Source organism: Halomonas sp. AOP5-B2-8, assembly GCF_052376475.1.
GTDB lineage: Bacteria > Pseudomonadota > Gammaproteobacteria > Pseudomonadales > Halomonadaceae > Vreelandella > Vreelandella casei.
On the sequence record NZ_JBQSVS010000001.1, the window covers coordinates 444,969 to 461,064 of the forward strand.

Consider the following 16,096-nt stretch of genomic DNA (forward strand, 5'->3'; position numbering starts at 1 on the left):
GCGCTCCCCCCCGACGTCAATGCTCACTACGATAATATTGAGAAGCTAAAGCCACATCTCCAGGGTCCTCTACATTTGGCGAACGGGCGCCACTGCACCTTTGCATAACAGATACCCGCTATCGCCGTGGTTACTCATCGCCGTGTTCGCCACTGGCGCTGGTATAGGTATTGCTCTGGGGCTCGCCTTGAGCCTGGGGTTTGTGACGATGTGACGCCGCTCGCTCAGACGTCTTATCGTTTGCCCGCTCCCGTTCATCTTTTTGCGTTTCTGCCGTGGTAGGCAGCGGTGCGGGCTGGGGCGGCGCGGGCTTTTTACGCGAGCTATCTGTGTCCTCTTCGCCGCTAGCTTCGATGGCAAAGTCAGTACCGGTTTCATCCTGACGACGGTCTTCAGAGCGCGCTTCCATACTGACGCTAAGACGCGGGATGCCCAGGTCAATCGCCTGAGATTCCATGCGCTGTTTTAGCAGCAGGTTAAATGCCCGGGAAACATCCCACTGCATTTCTGGCGCCGTACGAAAACGCATACGCAGAATAGGACAGCCATCTTCGAAGCCCTGAACCCCCTGCATCTCAAGCGGCGACCAGATGTAATGGCGCATCATCGGATCTTTACGCAGCTCTTGGGCGGTCTCCTGCATCAGCGTAATCGCATCGTCGATCTTCATATCGTAGGGAATTCGGATACGCATTAATGCGATACCGAACTGGCGCGACATATTGTGAATCGATTCGATACGGCTAAAGGTGATGATATGCACGACACCGTCTAGATCGCGTAAACGCACGGTGCGCAGCGTTAGCCCTTCGACCGTTCCCATATGATTATTGATCTTAACGAAGTCATCTACCGCTAGCGAATCTTCGATCAAGATAAAAATACCGGTAATCAAATCCTGAACGAGGGTTTGGGCACCAAAACCAATGGCCAAACCGATCACACCCGCACCGGCCAGTAGCGGCGTCACATTGACGCCTAAGTTGGCCAATCCAGAAATTACCGCAATAATTAAAATGATGACAAAAATGACGTTGCGAATCATCGGCGTGATGGTTTGCGCCCGCGCCTGATTAACGCGCCGCCCGCGCGAACGCGCAGAGGAGGTAAGCGCGCGCTGAATTGCCGTGTCAGCCAGAATCCATACCAGCCACGCAAGCAGTACGGTGGCACCCAGGCTGACCAGCGCTTGACCAATTCGGGCGCTGGCAACGGCTTGCTGGCCAAGACCAAACAATGACCCACCCCACACCTGCATGGAAAGTTCGGCAAACACCATCCACGAACAGATATGCGCCAACACAAAACCAAACCGCTCTAGGCGCTTACGGTACTGGCTGTAGCGATGCCGATGACGGCGTTTCCCCATCCGTTCCGACTGGCGTCGCAGTAGCCCCGTAATGACTAATGTGAGCACCAACAGACTGGCTGAAATAATCGAACGAGCCAGCGCGGTACCCACATCGCCAACGGTAATAAAAATAGCCAGCAGAGAACCGCTCACCAGCAGCAGCGCGGGAATATGCCACAGGCCGCCCAGCGAGCGAATCATTTCAACGGCCGTACTGGCATCGCGGCGCTGTTTAAACGGGCGATTGCAAATCAGATGGCGCACGGGACGTTTAAATTTAAAAATAAACCGCACGGATAGTAGCGCCGCCAGCATATTGGCAAGCACCGATACCAGACTCGACAGCTCACTGCCAAGCAGCTCTACCAAGCGTGTAGAGTTAACCGCGTCACCGAGAGCAATCAATGCCCCAATCACAAACAGGCCACGCAGGGCCTGCTGCTGGAGAAGCTGAACAGCGGTAAAACGATGACCGCGGCTGAAAAATGCCACCACCGTTTCAAACACCACCGACAGCGCTCGACCGCACAGGCAAATATACGCCACGACTAATACCATCGTTCGCCCTGGACTATCAGGCAGCACCTGACCAATCCCTAGCGTGATGGCAAAGGCTAGCGCCCAGGGCAGCATGCGCCGGAAAAAATGTATCGCCAGTAGCCTGCCTTTCGGGTCACGAGGTAGATCCAACGGCCAATGGCGGCGAGTTGCCAGCATCCGCCCAAAAGCTATCATCACCACCAGAAGCCCTGTCCAGATAAGCGCCAGCACCGCGCCCTCAGCCACGGCTCGAATGATCTCACCCTGATCAGCATCATCGTTAAGCGCGCGTAAATCGTCAGCGCCCTGCGACAATTGGCGCGACCACTCATCAAGGGGAGAATTGCCGGCTTGAGCTTGATCACCAAGATCGCTTAGCGTATCTGCAAGCGCGCCAAGCAGGCCTTGGCGCAAAATACTGTCTTCCTCATTGGCAGCATCCGTGGTGATCTGCAGCTCGCGCAGCGACGCCAACAGTTGGGTCCGCTGCTCCTCGTTTTCGAGCATGCCGATAACATCGTTTAACGAGCTCTGAAACTCGCTCCCGCTAACGTCGGCTTTTTCCTCATCAGCGCCGCCGCCCAAACTTGGCAGGGACACCATCTGCGCCTGAGCCTGCATGGCAGTCACGCTGATCAGCACAAAGAAGACGATGCTTATTATCGTGTGGGTTAACCGGTGCTGTCGCACGCTTTACTCCTGAAAATTAGTCTGAATAGCGTCCTGCTGACCTTCTTCATCCGCATTGAGTACGCGCAGCCTCGACGCGTGTCTATGATAGGCTGAGCACCTAAACGTTCACCTCAAGGATGCTGAGATGACGCTACAAGCTCCGCCCAACCGCTTAAACAGCCATGGAAAAAACCGGCATGTTGGCGTCGAAATTGAATTTGCTGGCCTACCGCCCAGCGACACAGCGCTGATCGTACGCGATCTATTTGGCGGGGAGCTTAACGTGGTAAGCCCTCACCGGCTACTAGTAGAGGCTACTCGCTGGGGCCAATTTGGTATCGAGCTAGACACTCAGTACGCTCACCCTGACCAATCCTTGTTTGAAGACCCTAGCGCTCTCGACAACGAGTGGACGCGCCACCGGCAGCAACGCCGCATTGAGTTTCACCAGAAAACCCGTGAGCTGATTGGCGACATGGTCACGGGCCTAGTACCGACAGAGATCGTTGTGCCACCCGTGCCCTGGAATGAACTCGAAGCGCTAGACACGCTATTTGAAACTCTGCGCAAGCACGGTGCGAAAGGCACCGATGCAAGCCTAATGTATGGGTTCGGGCTGCATCTTAATCCGGAAGTGGCGCATTTTGACGTCGGCTACCTGCTCGCCATGCTGCGGGCCTATATGCTACTTGCCAGCTGGTTGCGCGACGACATCAAAATCGACATTACCCGGGAAATACTGCCTCACGCCAACCCTTTCCCTAAAGAATACGTGCTGAAAGTGCTCGATAGCCACTATTCACCCGATCTTGACACGCTGATCAATGACTATCTGCACTACAACCCTACGCGTAATCGCGAATTGGATATGCTGCCACTATTCGCCTATTTACGCCCAGCGCATCCGCATGCATTGCTGCATGCCAAGCTCACTAAATCGCGCCCTACCTTTCATTACCGGCTGCCTAATGCACAGCTTTCACAGCCCGGCTGGGGCTCGGTCGTTGAATGGAACCGCTGGGTCGAGGTAGAAAAACTCGCCGCCAATGCCGAGGTACTGCTGGCACGGTGCGCCGAATATATCGCCGATCAAAACCGGCCGCTGCTAACGCGTGTAAAAGCAAAGCTGGCCCGAGGATCAAAAAAACTGGGCCACTGGCTTCGCCGTAAGCGTTAGAGCGCTACCTTCTTTAATTTAAAAAATAGCGAGTAACTATCGGCATGTCTCGACCGCTTATCGGAATCACAACGTCTGATCAAAAAAGCCAGCTAGCCTGGTGGTTTGATTGGTTTGCCGTCTGGCGCCATGGTGGTAAGCCGCTGCGCCTATCGCCCGCGCGCGCTTTACCGAAGAGCCTGGATGGCTTGATCATTGGCGGCGGCGACGACATACAGGCCTACCTCTACGGCGCAGAGGTACAGCTGGATGTGCGCCTTGACCCCGCGCGCGATGAGCTAGAGCTTATGCTACTGGAACGTTTTATTCCGTTACAAACGCCGGTACTAGGCATCTGCAGGGGGGCGCAATTAATCAACGTGCATCTTGGCGGCACGCTTGATCCTGACATCTACACCACCCATGAAGGCTTAAAGCGGCGCCGTACCGTGCTACCCCGCAAAACCGTCGACATTGTCGGCGCAAGCAAGCTACACCGCTTGCTGGGAGTAACGTGGTGCCGCGTCAATAGCCTGCATCATCAAGCCGTTTACCAAGCTGGACGGGGCATTGATATCGTCGCTCGCGACCGCGATGGCCTAGTCCAAGGCATCGAGTCTCGTGAGCATGACTTTTTGATTGGCGTGCAATGGCACCCCGAATGGCTGATTTTCAACCGCCCCCAGCAGCGCTTAATTCGCGCACTGGTGGCGGCATCAAAGCGCCATTCTAGCCGGTGCGGAAAACAGTGCGAATAGCGTTACTACTTGAGAACCGCTAGCGCAGCGCTGTAGTCAGGCTCGTTTTTCAACTCACTCACCAGCTCGCTGTGCAGCACCCGGTTATCGGCATCCAGCACAACTACCGCTCGAGCGCACAGCCCTTCCATCGGACTATTGCGCAGTGCAACGCCCCAGGCCTCAAGAAATTCGCCGTGGCGGAAAGTAGACAGTGTTTCGACGTTATCTAATCCTTCAGCACCGCAAAAGCGCTTCGCCGCAAAAGGTAAGTCGGCAGACACAACCAACACCACGGTGTCAGCAAGATTAGAGGCCAGCTCATTAAAGCGGCGTGTGGACATTGCGCAGGTGGGGGTGTCTACGCTGGGAATAATGTTGAGCACTTTACGCTTGCCGGCGTAAGTCTCGAGCGTGACATCCTGCATGTCAGTATTGGTAAGCGTCATCACAGGTGCCACTTGGCCTTCAGCGGGCAGCGTGCCAGCGACATCCATAGGTTCGCCTGCGCGGGTAATCTGTTGCATTGCCTACTCCTTGGGTTATTCAGCTAAATAGGGTGAGAATGTCTCGGGCCTCACTGACAAACCCACTAGAAAGCATTGATGATAAGCGCTATCGTCACGCCTTTGCAGACTTGCCGTTAGCGTATTTGTTCAACGCTGCCGGTTTATCTTACTGAGGTTTTGGCATGGCCTGTGTACTAATTGTTAAAACTGGCGACGCTTTTCCAGAAGTGATCGACCAACACGGTGACTTTGAAACGCTGTTTGAAAAACAGCTCAGCACCGCCCTGCCAGAGCATTTGACGCTGCGGGTTTGGGACGCACGGACCAACACACCCGCGCCCTCGGTGGGTACGCTGGCCGCCATCGTTATTACCGGCTCGCACAGCATGGTGAGTGACGCCGAGCCCTGGAGTGAAGCACTCAAGCCATGGCTTGAAGAAGCGCTCGCCAACGATACGCCCATGCTCGGCGTTTGCTATGGCCATCAGCTGATGGCTGCCGCGTTTGGTGGCGTGAGTGACTATCATCCGGCTGGCCGAGAGTCCGGCACGCGCACCGTGCGGCTCACCCAGGCAGGTCAAATCGACCCCTTGTTTCGCCAGCTTCCGGAACGCTTTGCGGCGCACCTTACTCACGCGCAGTCGGTTATACAGGCGCCACATGGATCTACCGTGCTAGCCCATAACCACCACGATGCTCACCAGGCGCTGCGCTACGGGCCGCGCCAGTGGAGCGTGCAGTTTCACCCTGAATTCACCGCCCCCGTGATGCGCGCCTATCTTGAACGCCAGCGCGAGGCGCTGCGCGACCAGGGCGAAGAACCCGAAGTACTACTAGCGAACGTGGTTGACTGCCAGGCATCTTCAAGCCTTCTCCAGCGGTTTTTAACCTTCGTATAACTCCGCAGCACGACTCACGACCGACGCTCATCGCGCCGGGAAGCTAAACGATCCGCCAGGCGCGTTGGCTCCGGTAGCTTAGTGCGGCCTAAGCAGCGCATTACCCAGGCAAGCGAGGTTTCCAGCGTCACCCGGTGCCCTGGCGACACATAGACGGGCTTGACCTTGGCGCGGGAGCGCACGACGGCACCGATCGTCTCGGCTCCCGCGTAAAGCGGCACCCAGTCGCCGCGCTGCTCGCCCACCTCCGCATGCTTTCCACACAGGCGTGACTTGGCAATACCAATCGTGGGCAAATCAAGCCACAGCCCTAAATGCGCCGCCACGCCTAAGCGGCGGGGATGAGCAATTCCCTGACCATCCACCATCACTAACTCAGGCTGCACGCTGAGCATTGCAAAGGCCCCTAGCGCCGCTGGAACCTCACGAAACGACAGCAAGCCAGGAATATACGGCATGCGCGTGGGCTCGCGATAAACCACTTGCTCAACCACGCTTAAATCTGGCGCAGTGGCCGGGTTCCATTTCAGCACGACCACCGCCGCGCGCGTCGTTTCGCCGCCGTCTTCAAAACCGATGTCAACTCCGGCAATGTGCGAAACCGGCGCTAGCCGATCTGACGTTTCTAGCCGCTCAGCCAGCTGTGACTGCAGCGCCCTCGCCTCCCTTGGCATAAGGTTCCAATCATGAAGCGGTGCCAGCATGGCGTCCTCCTAACGTGGTAAAGAATAGCGTGATGCAGGACAGCGTAGTGAGTGAGATCGTAGTGAGTGAGATCGTGGTGTGAGATATCGTAGTGAGAAATAGCTAAAGCAGCAAAAAAACGCCCCCGCACCAGGAAAGGTGCGGGGGCGTTATGAGCGTCTCAATTGCTGCTTAGCAGCCGTTGATTAAGCCTTACGTTAATTAAGACTCACGCTAATAAAGACTTAGGCGCGTTCGCGACGACGAACCGGCGCATCGCCTTCATCACGACGGCGGCGCGGTGCGCGCTCAGCCGGTGCGCTGTCTTCGCTGATTTCTAGTGGACGACCGGCTACACGAGCACGTGCCATCTTAGTAAGAATCGTTGCAGGCAGGCCGCTTGGCAGCTCAACTACAGAGAACGCGTTGCGAATATCGATACGGCCGATACGCGCGCCTTCAATGCCACCTTCGTTAGCCAAAGCGCCAACTAGCTGGCCCGGCTTAACGCCATCTTTATGACCAACGGAGACGCGGTAGCGCGTCATGCCTTCGGTCGGGGCACTGTTGCTAGTACGCTCACGGCGAGCACCCGGCTTACCGGCAGGTGCGCCGTCACGCGTCGGACGCTCTTTGCGCGGCGCCTGAAGACGACCAATTGGCGCTTCATCAGCACGCGCCATAGCGGCAAACGCACAGGTCAGCTCGATCGGATCATGGCCTTCTTCAATAAGACGCTCAATCAAAGCACGCTGTTCTGCGGCGCCTTTGGTTAAAGAGGCGATAACGCGATGATGGAAGACGTCATCACGATGAGCGCGGATAGCCGACTCATCAGGCAACGGCATTTCAGCCATTTTCTGACCGGTTGCCTGCTCCATCCAACCGACTTTGCGGCCTTCACGGAAGCCAGCAAAGGTAATCGCGATACCGCTACGACCAGCGCGACCGGTACGGCCGATACGGTGCGTATAGGCTTCCGCATCTTGGGGCAGGTCATAGTTGATGACGTGAGTGATACGCGATACGTCTAGGCCACGAGCCGCAACGTCGGTAGCAATCAACACATCAACTTTGCCACGCTTCAAGCGAGTAATAGTACGCTCACGCAGGCTTTGATCAAGGTCGCCCGAAAGCCCAGCAGCGTTAACACCGCGTGCAGTCAGTTGCTCAACCAGGGTAGTACAGGCTGCACGAGTACGAACAAAGACGATGGCTCCATCGACCGGCTCGACTTCAAGAATACGTGACAGGGCTTCTAGCTTGGCGCCGCCATCAACGCGCACAATGCGCTGCTCGATGTTTTCGCCAGTCGTGGTGCCAGATTCAATCGCCACTTTCACGGGGTTAACCAGGTAGCGGTTAACGATACGCTCTATTTCTGCCGGCAGCGTAGCCGAGAAGAACACGCGCTGTGCATCTTTAGGGGTATCGGCAACCACGCGTTTTACGTCGTCGATAAAGCCCATGCGCAGCATTTCGTCGGCTTCGTCCAGCACTAGCGCGGATAGGCCATCCAGTTTCAGGCTGCCGCGATCCAGGTGATCGATAATACGACCCGGTGTACCCACAACGACTTGTGCGCCACGCTTAAGAGCGCCTAGCTGCTCACGATACTCTTGGCCGCCACACAGGGTAGCCACTTCGAGGCCTTTCAGGTTTTGGCCGTACTTACTAAACGAGGCAGCTACTTGCTGAGCCAACTCGCGGGTCGGTGCCATGACCAGCACCTGTGGCTCGCGACGCTGGAGTTCCAGGCGCGATAATAGGGGTAAAGCAAACGCAGCCGTTTTACCCGTACCTGTCTGAGCTTGGCCCAGCATGTCGCGGCCTTCAAGCAGCGCAGGAATGGTTTGTGCCTGAATCGGTGAGGGTACTAAATAACCCTGTGATTCAACAGCAGACAGAACGGCAGGCAATAGAGCCAGATCACCGAAGCTCGGCGAGGCGACAGAAGTCGAGGTCATTAATCACACCTTGGTAGGCCGGCAAGTACCGGCAAAAAACATCATAAGCGTCTCTGACTCTGTCATCGCGCAACGACCTTAACAAAATGGTCGTTGTCGAAAACAGGCACCGCCGTAGCGGTCGTAGCCATCAATGGAGTCGGAGACGCCGGTCGCACCTAGCATCCGGTTAGCAAACACCGCGTTTGCGGGCCAACCGTTGTGGCGACCTTCTGCGCCGATTTCACCCGTGTGGTGAAATACTGGAGGCGCGCCATCTACACAGCAATGAACATCAAGCAATTGGCTAAATGTTCCCGCAAGCGATACTGCTAAGTAGCTAAGCAGGTAAACGCTTATCGTCGTGATGGAGGGGTCAACACATGCGAGGAGCGCGCATCCTAACACCGCATTTTGCTCCTGACCAGCACTTTTAACTTGCACCACATTGAATCAACCACTTGCACTTGTGTACATTTCGTCTAACATATTAAGTGTTCAGTCAAGTTCAAGACTATCAAGGAGTGAGGCGATGAACTGGGATCAGATTGAAGGCAAATGGACAGAAATGAAGGGCAAGGCTCGTTCAAGCTGGGGCGACCTTACCGACGATGAGCTTGATCAGATTGGTGGCAAGAAAGATCAGCTGGTCGGCAAGCTTCAGCAAAAATATGGCCTAGCGAGAGAAGACGCAGAACGTAGAGCCGATGAGTGGGCTGAGAAGCAATAGTCACCTGAACAAACCTGCCAGCACTTAAGAGCAGTACGTTAAGACAGTCAAATTTTTGCAACACCATTTAGAATACTAATAAGCACAGCAGCTTATTATTTATCGTAGCCACATGGAGAGATGCTATGCGTAAAACTATCCTGACAACCGTTATCGGTACCGCCCTACTGGGAAGCGTTGCTATGAGCGCCCACGCGTCAAGTGAGCCACAGGGCATGTATTCTGCCGACAATATTCTTGATGCAGAGGTTTATTTTGCCGGCGGTTCCGGTGAAGAAATCGGCGACGTTGAAGACATTCTGTTTGACGAAGAAATGCGCATCACCGCACTGGTCATTGAAAGCGGTTCCGTACTCGGGCTAGGTGGTCGTGAAATCGTCGTCGATACCGACTACTTCACTCTTGAAACCGATATGGAAAACGATGGTGATACGGAACACCGCGTCATGATCAGCGCCAGCCAGGAAGAAGTAGAAGCATTTCCTGCCTACAACCATGACTGGTGGGAGCAGACCAAAGCTAGCGCCCGCGATGCTTGGGAAACTACCCAGGAAGGTGCACAAAGCGCTTGGCAGAGCACTCGTGAAGCAGTCAATCCTGACGAGTAATCACACCAGCACGGTTTTTCATTGAATTTGAGCAAGCAAAATACGCCTTGAGCCTCCAGTAAAAACCGTAGTGATAGCAGCTCGTTAACACTAGCTCGTTAAAAGGGCCGCCCCATTTCATTGGGGCGGCCCTTTTCTATTACTGCGCCCGCCGTCACATTACCAAGCTATTTGTGCCTGACGCCCTGCCCTGGCAAACGCTCTCGATCATGGGGCTGCTGAAAATCGAGCAGCGGGCCAGCGGGGACAATACGGGTTGGATTAATCTTATCGTGGCTGTAATAGTAGTGGCGCTTGATATGATCCATATTGACCGTCTCGGCCACGCCCGGCCATTGATAGATTTCCCGCACATAGTTGGCAAGGTTGGGATAATCTGCGATGCGCTTAACATTGCACTTGAAGTGGCCGTAATAGACTGCATCAAAACGCACCAGGGTGGTAAAAAGGCGAATGTCAGCCTCTGTTAACCACTCCCCCGCCAAATAACGCTGCGTGCTTAAGCGTGCCTCCATCCGTTCCAGCGCTTCAAATAACGCTTTCACGTGCTTTTCATAAACGTTCTGCTCGGTGGCAAAGCCTGATTTATAAACCCCATTATTGATGTGGTCGTACACATCGGCGTTAACTTCATCTATAACGCTACGCAGGTCCAGTGGATAAAAATCTAAATCGTTGCCCGTTAGCTCATCAAACGCATCATTAAACATGCGCAGCAAATCCGCAGACTCATTATTGATGATAGCGCTGCGCTGCTTATCCCACAGCACAGGAACGGTGACTCGGCCAGTGTAGTGCGGGTCGGTCATCGTATAGAGCTGGCGGTGAAAGTCGACGCCATTGATTGGGTCGCCGCTGGCCCCCTCATCCTGACGATAAGTCCAGCCATCCTTAAGCATCAGCGGGCTAACATGCGACGTGCCAATAAGTGGCTTCAACCCTTTTAGCGTACGCATAATTAAAGCGCGGTGCGCCCAGGGACACGCCAGGGACACATATAAATGATAGCGATCTTTAGCTGCTGGATAGCAGCGACCATCCGTTTCCGGCTGGTCGCCCACCCAGTCGCGCAGCTGGGCTGATTCGCGCACGAATTCCCCGTTATTCTTTTTGGTGTCGTACCACTGGTCGTGCCACTCGCCATTGACTAATAGTCCCATGGGGCCTCCTGAAAGTGTCTTCAGGTAATGGACACATTACCTTGCATCTATTCAGCATACGCCCGCATCAGGGATGCTCAAGCGGATGTTTTAGGGCTTTTCATTCGACTGAGTCGAATCCTGCACGGCGCACTCACTGATCACCGCTTGCTTTAACGCAGTGGCCATCGCATGGGCAGCAGGCCCGGCACGATCTCGGTCACGGAAAATGAGCTGAACCGGCACCTCGCGCACTCCACCTGCGGGCAGCGGCAGCGGCTTCAACTGACCGCTTCGCAACTCGTCAGCGATACGCGTTTCAGGCATCCACGCAAAACCCAAACCACGCCGGAGCATATCCAGCGACGTATTTAGGTGGGTGACCGTCCAGCGCTGCTCGGCTTTCAACCAGCCAGCGTTCGTCGATTGGCGCAGCGCTGAGTCGCGCACTACAAGTTGGCGATACTGAGCTAGATCGCGCAAGTCAAGCAAACGGCCTAGCTGATGAAGCGCATGCTGGGGATGTGCCACTGCGATAAAGCGCACGGTTACCAGTGGTTCACCCAAAAAACCCTGGGCATCAATGCCCGAGACCACAAGATCAGCCCGGCCATCGTAGAGCATTTCTACGCCGCCATTGAGCACGCTTTCGTGCAACTGAACACGCACTTGAGGGTAGGTTTCAGAAAAGCGCTCTAGCGCTTTGGCTTGGGCATCGGCGGGAAACACCTGGTCGATAGCGACGACGATCTCCGCCTCTAAACCAGCAGCGAGGCGAATGGCAACATCCTCAAGCGAGGCCGCGCTTTCAATCAATTGACGTGCGCGCCGAAGAAGCAGCTCACCGGCTTCGGTTAAGCGCACTTGGCGACCAATGGGCTCTAACACTTGAACCCCTAACTGCTCTTCTAACTTATGGACGGCATGATTCAACGTGGAAGGGCTCTTGTGCACGGCTTCTGCCGCACGCGCGAACCCACCATGATCAACCACGGCAGCCAACATTTGCCATTGTGAAAGCGTTACCCGGGACATTTCGATTTCCTCGACGCAAAATAGCGAAACACTGCGTTTAATATTCGAAAAATATGACTAGAATGCCAGTAAACGCTCCGCAGTTCTGCAACCTATATAAAAGGCTGGCTAATCATGGCCAACGTTTGGCACCCGGCCATCTTTTAAACACTCATGCTTGCCCGCATAAACCCGACTTGTAGTGCTGGCTGGCGCTAACACTGTCATCCTTTTACTGACCTATCGGCACTAGACTAAAGGATGAATACTATACATTTGTTGTATTAATACTTTTAAAAAAAATATTTTCGTATATGATCGGATAACGCTATTTAATTAGCTTTTCTCAGTTACATTTATTTGCAAACAGCGTTCACTAATAGACTTTTCGTGCACATTGTTTGCATTTTTATATTTAAGTACGTTTTATGTATAGGCATACAGTCTATGCACCCCCCTCTGCATGGGGTATGGTTCCGGGTATATATATTTTTTTGTCATCTTTTAATCACGAACTCGGCGGTCCATTTACCCATGTTGCGAATCCTCCATTCGCTGCCTCGCACGCACAAATTATTACTGTTACCCGTGGCTACTATGGTCACAGTGCTAGGCACACAGAAGTTAGTCACTACTTATCATGATCTAAACCAGTCATATACACCGTTAGAAAGCGTGCTAGTGCCGCTGCCTAGCGATTCGGCACCGGGCGTTCCTTCATTAAGCCAAGAACGCACCCCGGTGGCTGAAGCGATCGATCGTGCCTCACGCGCCCTCGACGCCACCCGCGGAAACATCCCTCTCAGCGATCTAGCGGTTACTGAGGTCGTTGATCTTGACGTCATTTCCAAGGCCGAAGCTGATATAGCTAGTCAGCCGACGCTGGGCAGTAATCTAGCCGCCGTTAGCACCATTACACCCAACACAGTAGCGCTGGGTGTATCTTCGCTTGATAGCGGTGCCCTGCACATGGCAGTGGTCGTTGGCACGTTAACGAGCGGCATGTTGGACGTAGATAGCGCATCTTCAATGGAAATTGCCGATGCCACCTCGTATGAAGACTATGGCATTGAGCTATTCGATGACGTTTCGTTTCTGAATTTAGAACTAGCGGCAGAAGAGCCGTTTGTGCCCGTATGGAAAACGCATATTGTTGAATCCGGCGAAACATTCGCCGTGCTGGCGCAAGATCAGCTAGGCCTTGGCTATAGTGAAGTGCTCACCCTGCTTGAAGACTTACCCGATCAGCGCTTGTTAACCAACTGGCGCGCCGGGCATAGCTTTGATTACCAGTTGGATGAAGACGGCCGTTTACTGTCGCTACGCATGATGAAAAACACCCGCGAAGGTGTCATGTTAGAGCGTGATGCCGACCAGTACGCGATTACCGCTATTGAGCGTCAGGGTGAACCTGTTCAACGCCTTTATGCGGGTAGCGTCAGCGGCAGTTTTGCACGTTCGGCCCAGGCCACCGGCTTAAATAGCGGCTCAGTGACTGAATTAACCAAGATACTTGAGAAAAAACTCGATTTCCGACGTGATAGCCGTCGTGGAGACCGTTTCCAAGTACTGGTTGAGTCAGACATGATTGATGGCGAAACCCTTGAATCTCGCGTATTAGCCGTTAAGTATGACGGCGAACGCATGGATTTGACCGTGGTACGCAATCTGAACGACAACAACTTCTATACGCCCGAAGGTGGAAGTCTGGATCCTGCGTTCGCGCGCCATCCCTTTGATGGCAGCTACCGCTTAAGCTCTAACTTCAACCCCAACAGAAAGCATCCCATCACGGGGCGAGTCAGCCCACATAACGGCACCGATTTTGCTATGCCCATTGGCACGGCGGTTCTCGCCCCCGCGAACGGTCGCGTTGAGCGCGTTAGCAACCACCCTGCTGCCGGGCGATATATTGTAGTTCGACACGACAACGGATACCGCACGCGCTACCTACACCTTTCTAGCCAGCTGGTTAACCAGGGCGACCGCGTGACCATGGGTGAGCGTATCGCGCTTTCCGGCAATACAGGCCGCAGCACCGGCCCGCACCTGCATTATGAAGTCATCGTTAATAATGCACCGGTAGACGCCCTGACCGTTAGTCTTCCCGAGAACAGCAGCTTAAGCGGCGATACATTGGTCGCCTTCCAGAGCCAGGCAGAGCCAATGCTGGCCACGTTGGAAAGCGGCGAAACTGGCCCGGTTAGCGTTGCGAACTACCAGCAAAACGATGATTAATGTTTATATTGACTAACAAGGCCTAGATGAACAGCAAGGGCCTTGCTAGCCACTAACTTACTGACGCTGATAATGCAAAACACCGCCCAATTGAGGCGGTGTTTTGCATTGTACTGGATACCCATATCTTGCTGAAACCGCAGTTAGCTTGAGGGTAGCGCGCGCTGTAACGCCGTCAGCAGTGTCGCATCGCGTCGATAGATATCAGGCCTAAACTCTACCTCTCCCTGCTCATTCGGCCAGGCGGTTAAATAATGCAGCGCCACGGGTATCCGCTGAGCCAGGCTCACATTACGATCACTGCCTCCACTTAGCAGGCTGCTCATTTGATAACGGCTGCCGGTATCTTGCAGCAGCATCTGCGCAAGCTCGGCCACCCCCTCGACGCGAATGCAGCCGGAGCTTAACGCACGCTGGTCGCGCTGAAACAGGCCGCGGGCAGGCGTGTCGTGTAAATAGATCATGTCGTTATTAGGAAAGCGCACGACCACGCGCCCTAGCGGGTTACCCACACCGGCCACCTGGCGCAACATAACGCCGCCTGGGCGCTGCCAGTCAATCTCCTCAGCAATCAGCGGCACGCCCGCTGGGCTAATCACCTGAATATTTTGACGCGCCAAATAACCGATATCCGCCCGCACGCGAGGCAATACGTCCTCACGCATAATAGTGGGCGGTATTGTCCAAGAAGGATTAATGGTTAGATGACTGATCGCCGAGTGGATAATGGGCGTTTCACGGCGTGGCGACCCTACCACCACGCGCGCATCCCACTGCTGACCATTAGGACGCACGTAGTGCATTCGGTAGCCCGCAATGTCGACCCACACACGCGGCTCGGCAAACTGCATTGGACGTATCCAGCGCGCGCGCTCTAAGTTGACACGCAGCTGATCAATACGCGTGGCAACCGATGTATTTAACGCCAAGCGCGTTTGCTCACCGACCACCCCATCAGCTTGCAATAAGTGACGCCGCTGAAAGCGTCTCACGGCCGTTTCCAGTGACGCATCAAAAAGACGCCGATTGGTTGCCGTGCCCTTCACTCCAATCAGTGGATAAGCACCGCTGTCGGCTGCCAATAAATCGGTATCGCCCCAGAGAGCTAAGCGCTGGCGAAGTACAACGACATCATCTGTTTCATCGCCTGGGCGGAGTGACTCCTCCCGCGCGGCCAAGTAAGGCGTGCTGCTCAGATTAGCCAGCTGGTAATGTTGCTTTAAGGCATCGCGCAACTGCTGATATTCAGCCGATGAGGGACGGGCCAGCGCGATAGCGTCTTCCAGCTTATTATCTTCAATGGCATGCACAACGCGCAGCAGTGAGTATCCGCGCGCGGGCCGCGGCGCGTCCCACTGGGGCTCAACATCCCGCGGGTCGACCTTGCCACGCTCTACATGATCCAGCGCCAGCAGCAGCGACTGGGTTGCCTTGATATCAAATGCCGCCTGCGCCGACACTCCTAAGGTCTGGCTACGATGAAATTCATTGAGCAACGTGTCAGCGTGATAATCCATTGGCGCCAAGCCGTCACTTTCCAAGCCATTCAACGCAGCCACCAACGACTCAACCGTTAAGACAGCCTGCCAAACCGGCTGACCGTCACGCAGTTGATAAAACTCGGCAATGGGTAGATGCTGCTCTTCGGCAGTGATTAGCTGCTGCGCTAACGCTTGCTGCAATGGCGCTGAGTCTGCATATGCACTGTTAATACCTAAAGCACTGTGGGTAAGCGTTAGGCACAGGGCGGTTCCCAGCGCCCATCGTTTTAGTGGCTGCATCTCGTTCATCGCTCTCTCCTTGCGTTACTATCGCGTTCCACACTAGCCGCCCCGTCTTTTTATCTTAGTCGGCTGTGGTCATCATGACTGAT

14 protein-coding genes are annotated in these 16,096 nt (G+C 54.7%); 6 read left to right on the forward strand and 8 right to left on the reverse strand.

Translation table 11 applies throughout. The annotated features are described in order from the left end of the window. Window positions 1-130 precede the first annotated feature (130 nt). Window positions 131-2,512 (reverse strand): mechanosensitive ion channel domain-containing protein, encoded by a 2,382-nt coding sequence (locus ACT3RP_RS02040; RefSeq protein WP_483393354.1) that lies wholly within the window; start codon window positions 2,510-2,512, stop codon window positions 131-133. 196 nt (window positions 2,513-2,708) lie between these two features. On the opposite strand from ACT3RP_RS02040, the gene ACT3RP_RS02045 reads away from it, so the two are divergent. After that, complete coding sequence (locus ACT3RP_RS02045; protein WP_096281708.1) at window positions 2,709-3,740, forward strand: amidoligase family protein; 1,032 nt, start codon at window positions 2,709-2,711, stop codon at window positions 3,738-3,740. 44 nt (window positions 3,741-3,784) lie between these two features. Further along, window positions 3,785-4,477: a gamma-glutamyl-gamma-aminobutyrate hydrolase family protein gene (locus ACT3RP_RS02050; protein ID WP_096281710.1), complete on the forward strand. Its 693-nt coding sequence runs from the start codon at window positions 3,785-3,787 to the stop codon at window positions 4,475-4,477. A 5-nt stretch (window positions 4,478-4,482) separates the two neighbouring features. On the opposite strand, the gene tpx is transcribed toward ACT3RP_RS02050, so the two are convergent. Next, window positions 4,483-4,983, reverse strand: a complete 501-nt coding sequence (gene tpx / locus ACT3RP_RS02055; RefSeq protein ID WP_096281713.1) for a thiol peroxidase — start codon at window positions 4,981-4,983, stop codon at window positions 4,483-4,485. 164 nt (window positions 4,984-5,147) lie between these two features. Here tpx and ACT3RP_RS02060 point away from each other — a divergent pair, with 164 nt between their 5' ends. After that, window positions 5,148-5,864 (forward strand): glutamine amidotransferase, encoded by a 717-nt coding sequence (locus ACT3RP_RS02060; protein WP_441685295.1) that lies wholly within the window; start codon window positions 5,148-5,150, stop codon window positions 5,862-5,864. A 14-nt stretch (window positions 5,865-5,878) separates the two neighbouring features. On the opposite strand, the gene nfi is transcribed toward ACT3RP_RS02060, so the two are convergent. The 3 genes from nfi to ACT3RP_RS02075 form a co-directional block, all read right to left on the reverse strand. Further along, window positions 5,879-6,568, reverse strand: a complete 690-nt coding sequence (gene nfi / locus ACT3RP_RS02065) for a deoxyribonuclease V (RefSeq protein ID WP_483393134.1) — start codon at window positions 6,566-6,568, stop codon at window positions 5,879-5,881. Window positions 6,569-6,793: 225 nt separating this feature from the next. Then, entirely contained in the window at window positions 6,794-8,515 is a 1,722-nt protein-coding gene (locus ACT3RP_RS02070) for a DEAD/DEAH box helicase (RefSeq protein ID WP_096281719.1), read from the reverse strand. A gap of 78 nt (window positions 8,516-8,593) precedes the next feature. Then, window positions 8,594-8,902, reverse strand: coding sequence for a hypothetical protein (locus ACT3RP_RS02075; RefSeq protein ID WP_444624583.1), 309 nt, complete (start codon window positions 8,900-8,902; stop codon window positions 8,594-8,596). A 124-nt stretch (window positions 8,903-9,026) separates the two neighbouring features. Between ACT3RP_RS02075 and ACT3RP_RS02080 the strand changes: the two genes are divergently transcribed. Both ACT3RP_RS02080 and ACT3RP_RS02085 read left to right on the forward strand, forming a co-directional pair. Continuing rightward, window positions 9,027-9,224 carry a CsbD family protein gene (locus ACT3RP_RS02080; protein ID WP_096281721.1) on the forward strand — a complete coding sequence of 66 codons (198 nt, stop codon included), beginning with the start codon at window positions 9,027-9,029 and terminating at the stop codon, window positions 9,222-9,224. 125 nt (window positions 9,225-9,349) lie between these two features. Next, on the forward strand, window positions 9,350-9,832 hold the full coding sequence (locus tag ACT3RP_RS02085; RefSeq protein ID WP_096281723.1) for a PRC-barrel domain-containing protein: 483 nt from the start codon (window positions 9,350-9,352) through the stop codon (window positions 9,830-9,832). Window positions 9,833-9,999: 167 nt separating this feature from the next. On the opposite strand, the gene ACT3RP_RS02090 is transcribed toward ACT3RP_RS02085, so the two are convergent. Together ACT3RP_RS02090 and ACT3RP_RS02095 are read right to left on the reverse strand one after the other, a co-directional pair. Further along, window positions 10,000-10,992, reverse strand: a complete 993-nt coding sequence (locus tag ACT3RP_RS02090; protein ID WP_441685287.1) for a glutathione S-transferase family protein — start codon at window positions 10,990-10,992, stop codon at window positions 10,000-10,002. Window positions 10,993-11,082: 90 nt separating this feature from the next. Further along, window positions 11,083-12,006 carry a LysR family transcriptional regulator gene (locus ACT3RP_RS02095; protein ID WP_096281727.1) on the reverse strand — a complete coding sequence of 308 codons (924 nt, stop codon included), beginning with the start codon at window positions 12,004-12,006 and terminating at the stop codon, window positions 11,083-11,085. 513 nt (window positions 12,007-12,519) lie between these two features. On the opposite strand from ACT3RP_RS02095, the gene ACT3RP_RS02100 reads away from it, so the two are divergent. After that, entirely contained in the window at window positions 12,520-14,223 is a 1,704-nt protein-coding gene (locus ACT3RP_RS02100) for a peptidoglycan DD-metalloendopeptidase family protein (RefSeq protein WP_096281729.1), read from the forward strand. 143 nt (window positions 14,224-14,366) lie between these two features. On the opposite strand, the gene ACT3RP_RS02105 is transcribed toward ACT3RP_RS02100, so the two are convergent. Next, the gene (locus ACT3RP_RS02105) at window positions 14,367-16,013 is read right to left on the reverse strand and encodes a L,D-transpeptidase family protein (protein WP_483393135.1); all 1,647 of its coding nucleotides are present in this window, start codon (window positions 16,011-16,013) and stop codon (window positions 14,367-14,369) included. Window positions 16,014-16,096: the final 83 nt, after the last annotated feature.

Excerpts from the sequence above, each read along its gene's own strand:
- ACT3RP_RS02040 (WP_483393354.1), bottom strand. The coding sequence starts at position 2,512 with ATGCAGGCTCAGGCGCAGATGGTGTCCCTGCCAAGTTTGGGCGGCGGC.
- ACT3RP_RS02060 (WP_441685295.1), top strand. The coding sequence starts at position 5,148 with ATGGCCTGTGTACTAATTGTTAAAACTGGCGACGCTTTTCCAGAAGTG.
- ACT3RP_RS02090 (WP_441685287.1), bottom strand. The coding sequence starts at position 10,992 with ATGGGACTATTAGTCAATGGCGAGTGGCACGACCAGTGGTACGACACC.
- ACT3RP_RS02050 (WP_096281710.1), top strand. The coding sequence starts at position 3,785 with ATGTCTCGACCGCTTATCGGAATCACAACGTCTGATCAAAAAAGCCAG.
- ACT3RP_RS02085 (WP_096281723.1), top strand. The coding sequence starts at position 9,350 with ATGCGTAAAACTATCCTGACAACCGTTATCGGTACCGCCCTACTGGGA.
- ACT3RP_RS02080 (WP_096281721.1), top strand. The coding sequence starts at position 9,027 with ATGAACTGGGATCAGATTGAAGGCAAATGGACAGAAATGAAGGGCAAG.
- ACT3RP_RS02095 (WP_096281727.1), bottom strand. The coding sequence starts at position 12,006 with ATGTCCCGGGTAACGCTTTCACAATGGCAAATGTTGGCTGCCGTGGTT.
- nfi (WP_483393134.1), bottom strand. The coding sequence starts at position 6,568 with ATGCTGGCACCGCTTCATGATTGGAACCTTATGCCAAGGGAGGCGAGG.
- ACT3RP_RS02045 (WP_096281708.1), top strand. The coding sequence starts at position 2,709 with ATGACGCTACAAGCTCCGCCCAACCGCTTAAACAGCCATGGAAAAAAC.
- ACT3RP_RS02100 (WP_096281729.1), top strand. The coding sequence starts at position 12,520 with ATGTTGCGAATCCTCCATTCGCTGCCTCGCACGCACAAATTATTACTG.
- ACT3RP_RS02070 (WP_096281719.1), bottom strand. The coding sequence starts at position 8,515 with ATGACCTCGACTTCTGTCGCCTCGCCGAGCTTCGGTGATCTGGCTCTA.
- tpx (WP_096281713.1), bottom strand. The coding sequence starts at position 4,983 with ATGCAACAGATTACCCGCGCAGGCGAACCTATGGATGTCGCTGGCACG.
- ACT3RP_RS02105 (WP_483393135.1), bottom strand. The coding sequence starts at position 16,013 with ATGAACGAGATGCAGCCACTAAAACGATGGGCGCTGGGAACCGCCCTG.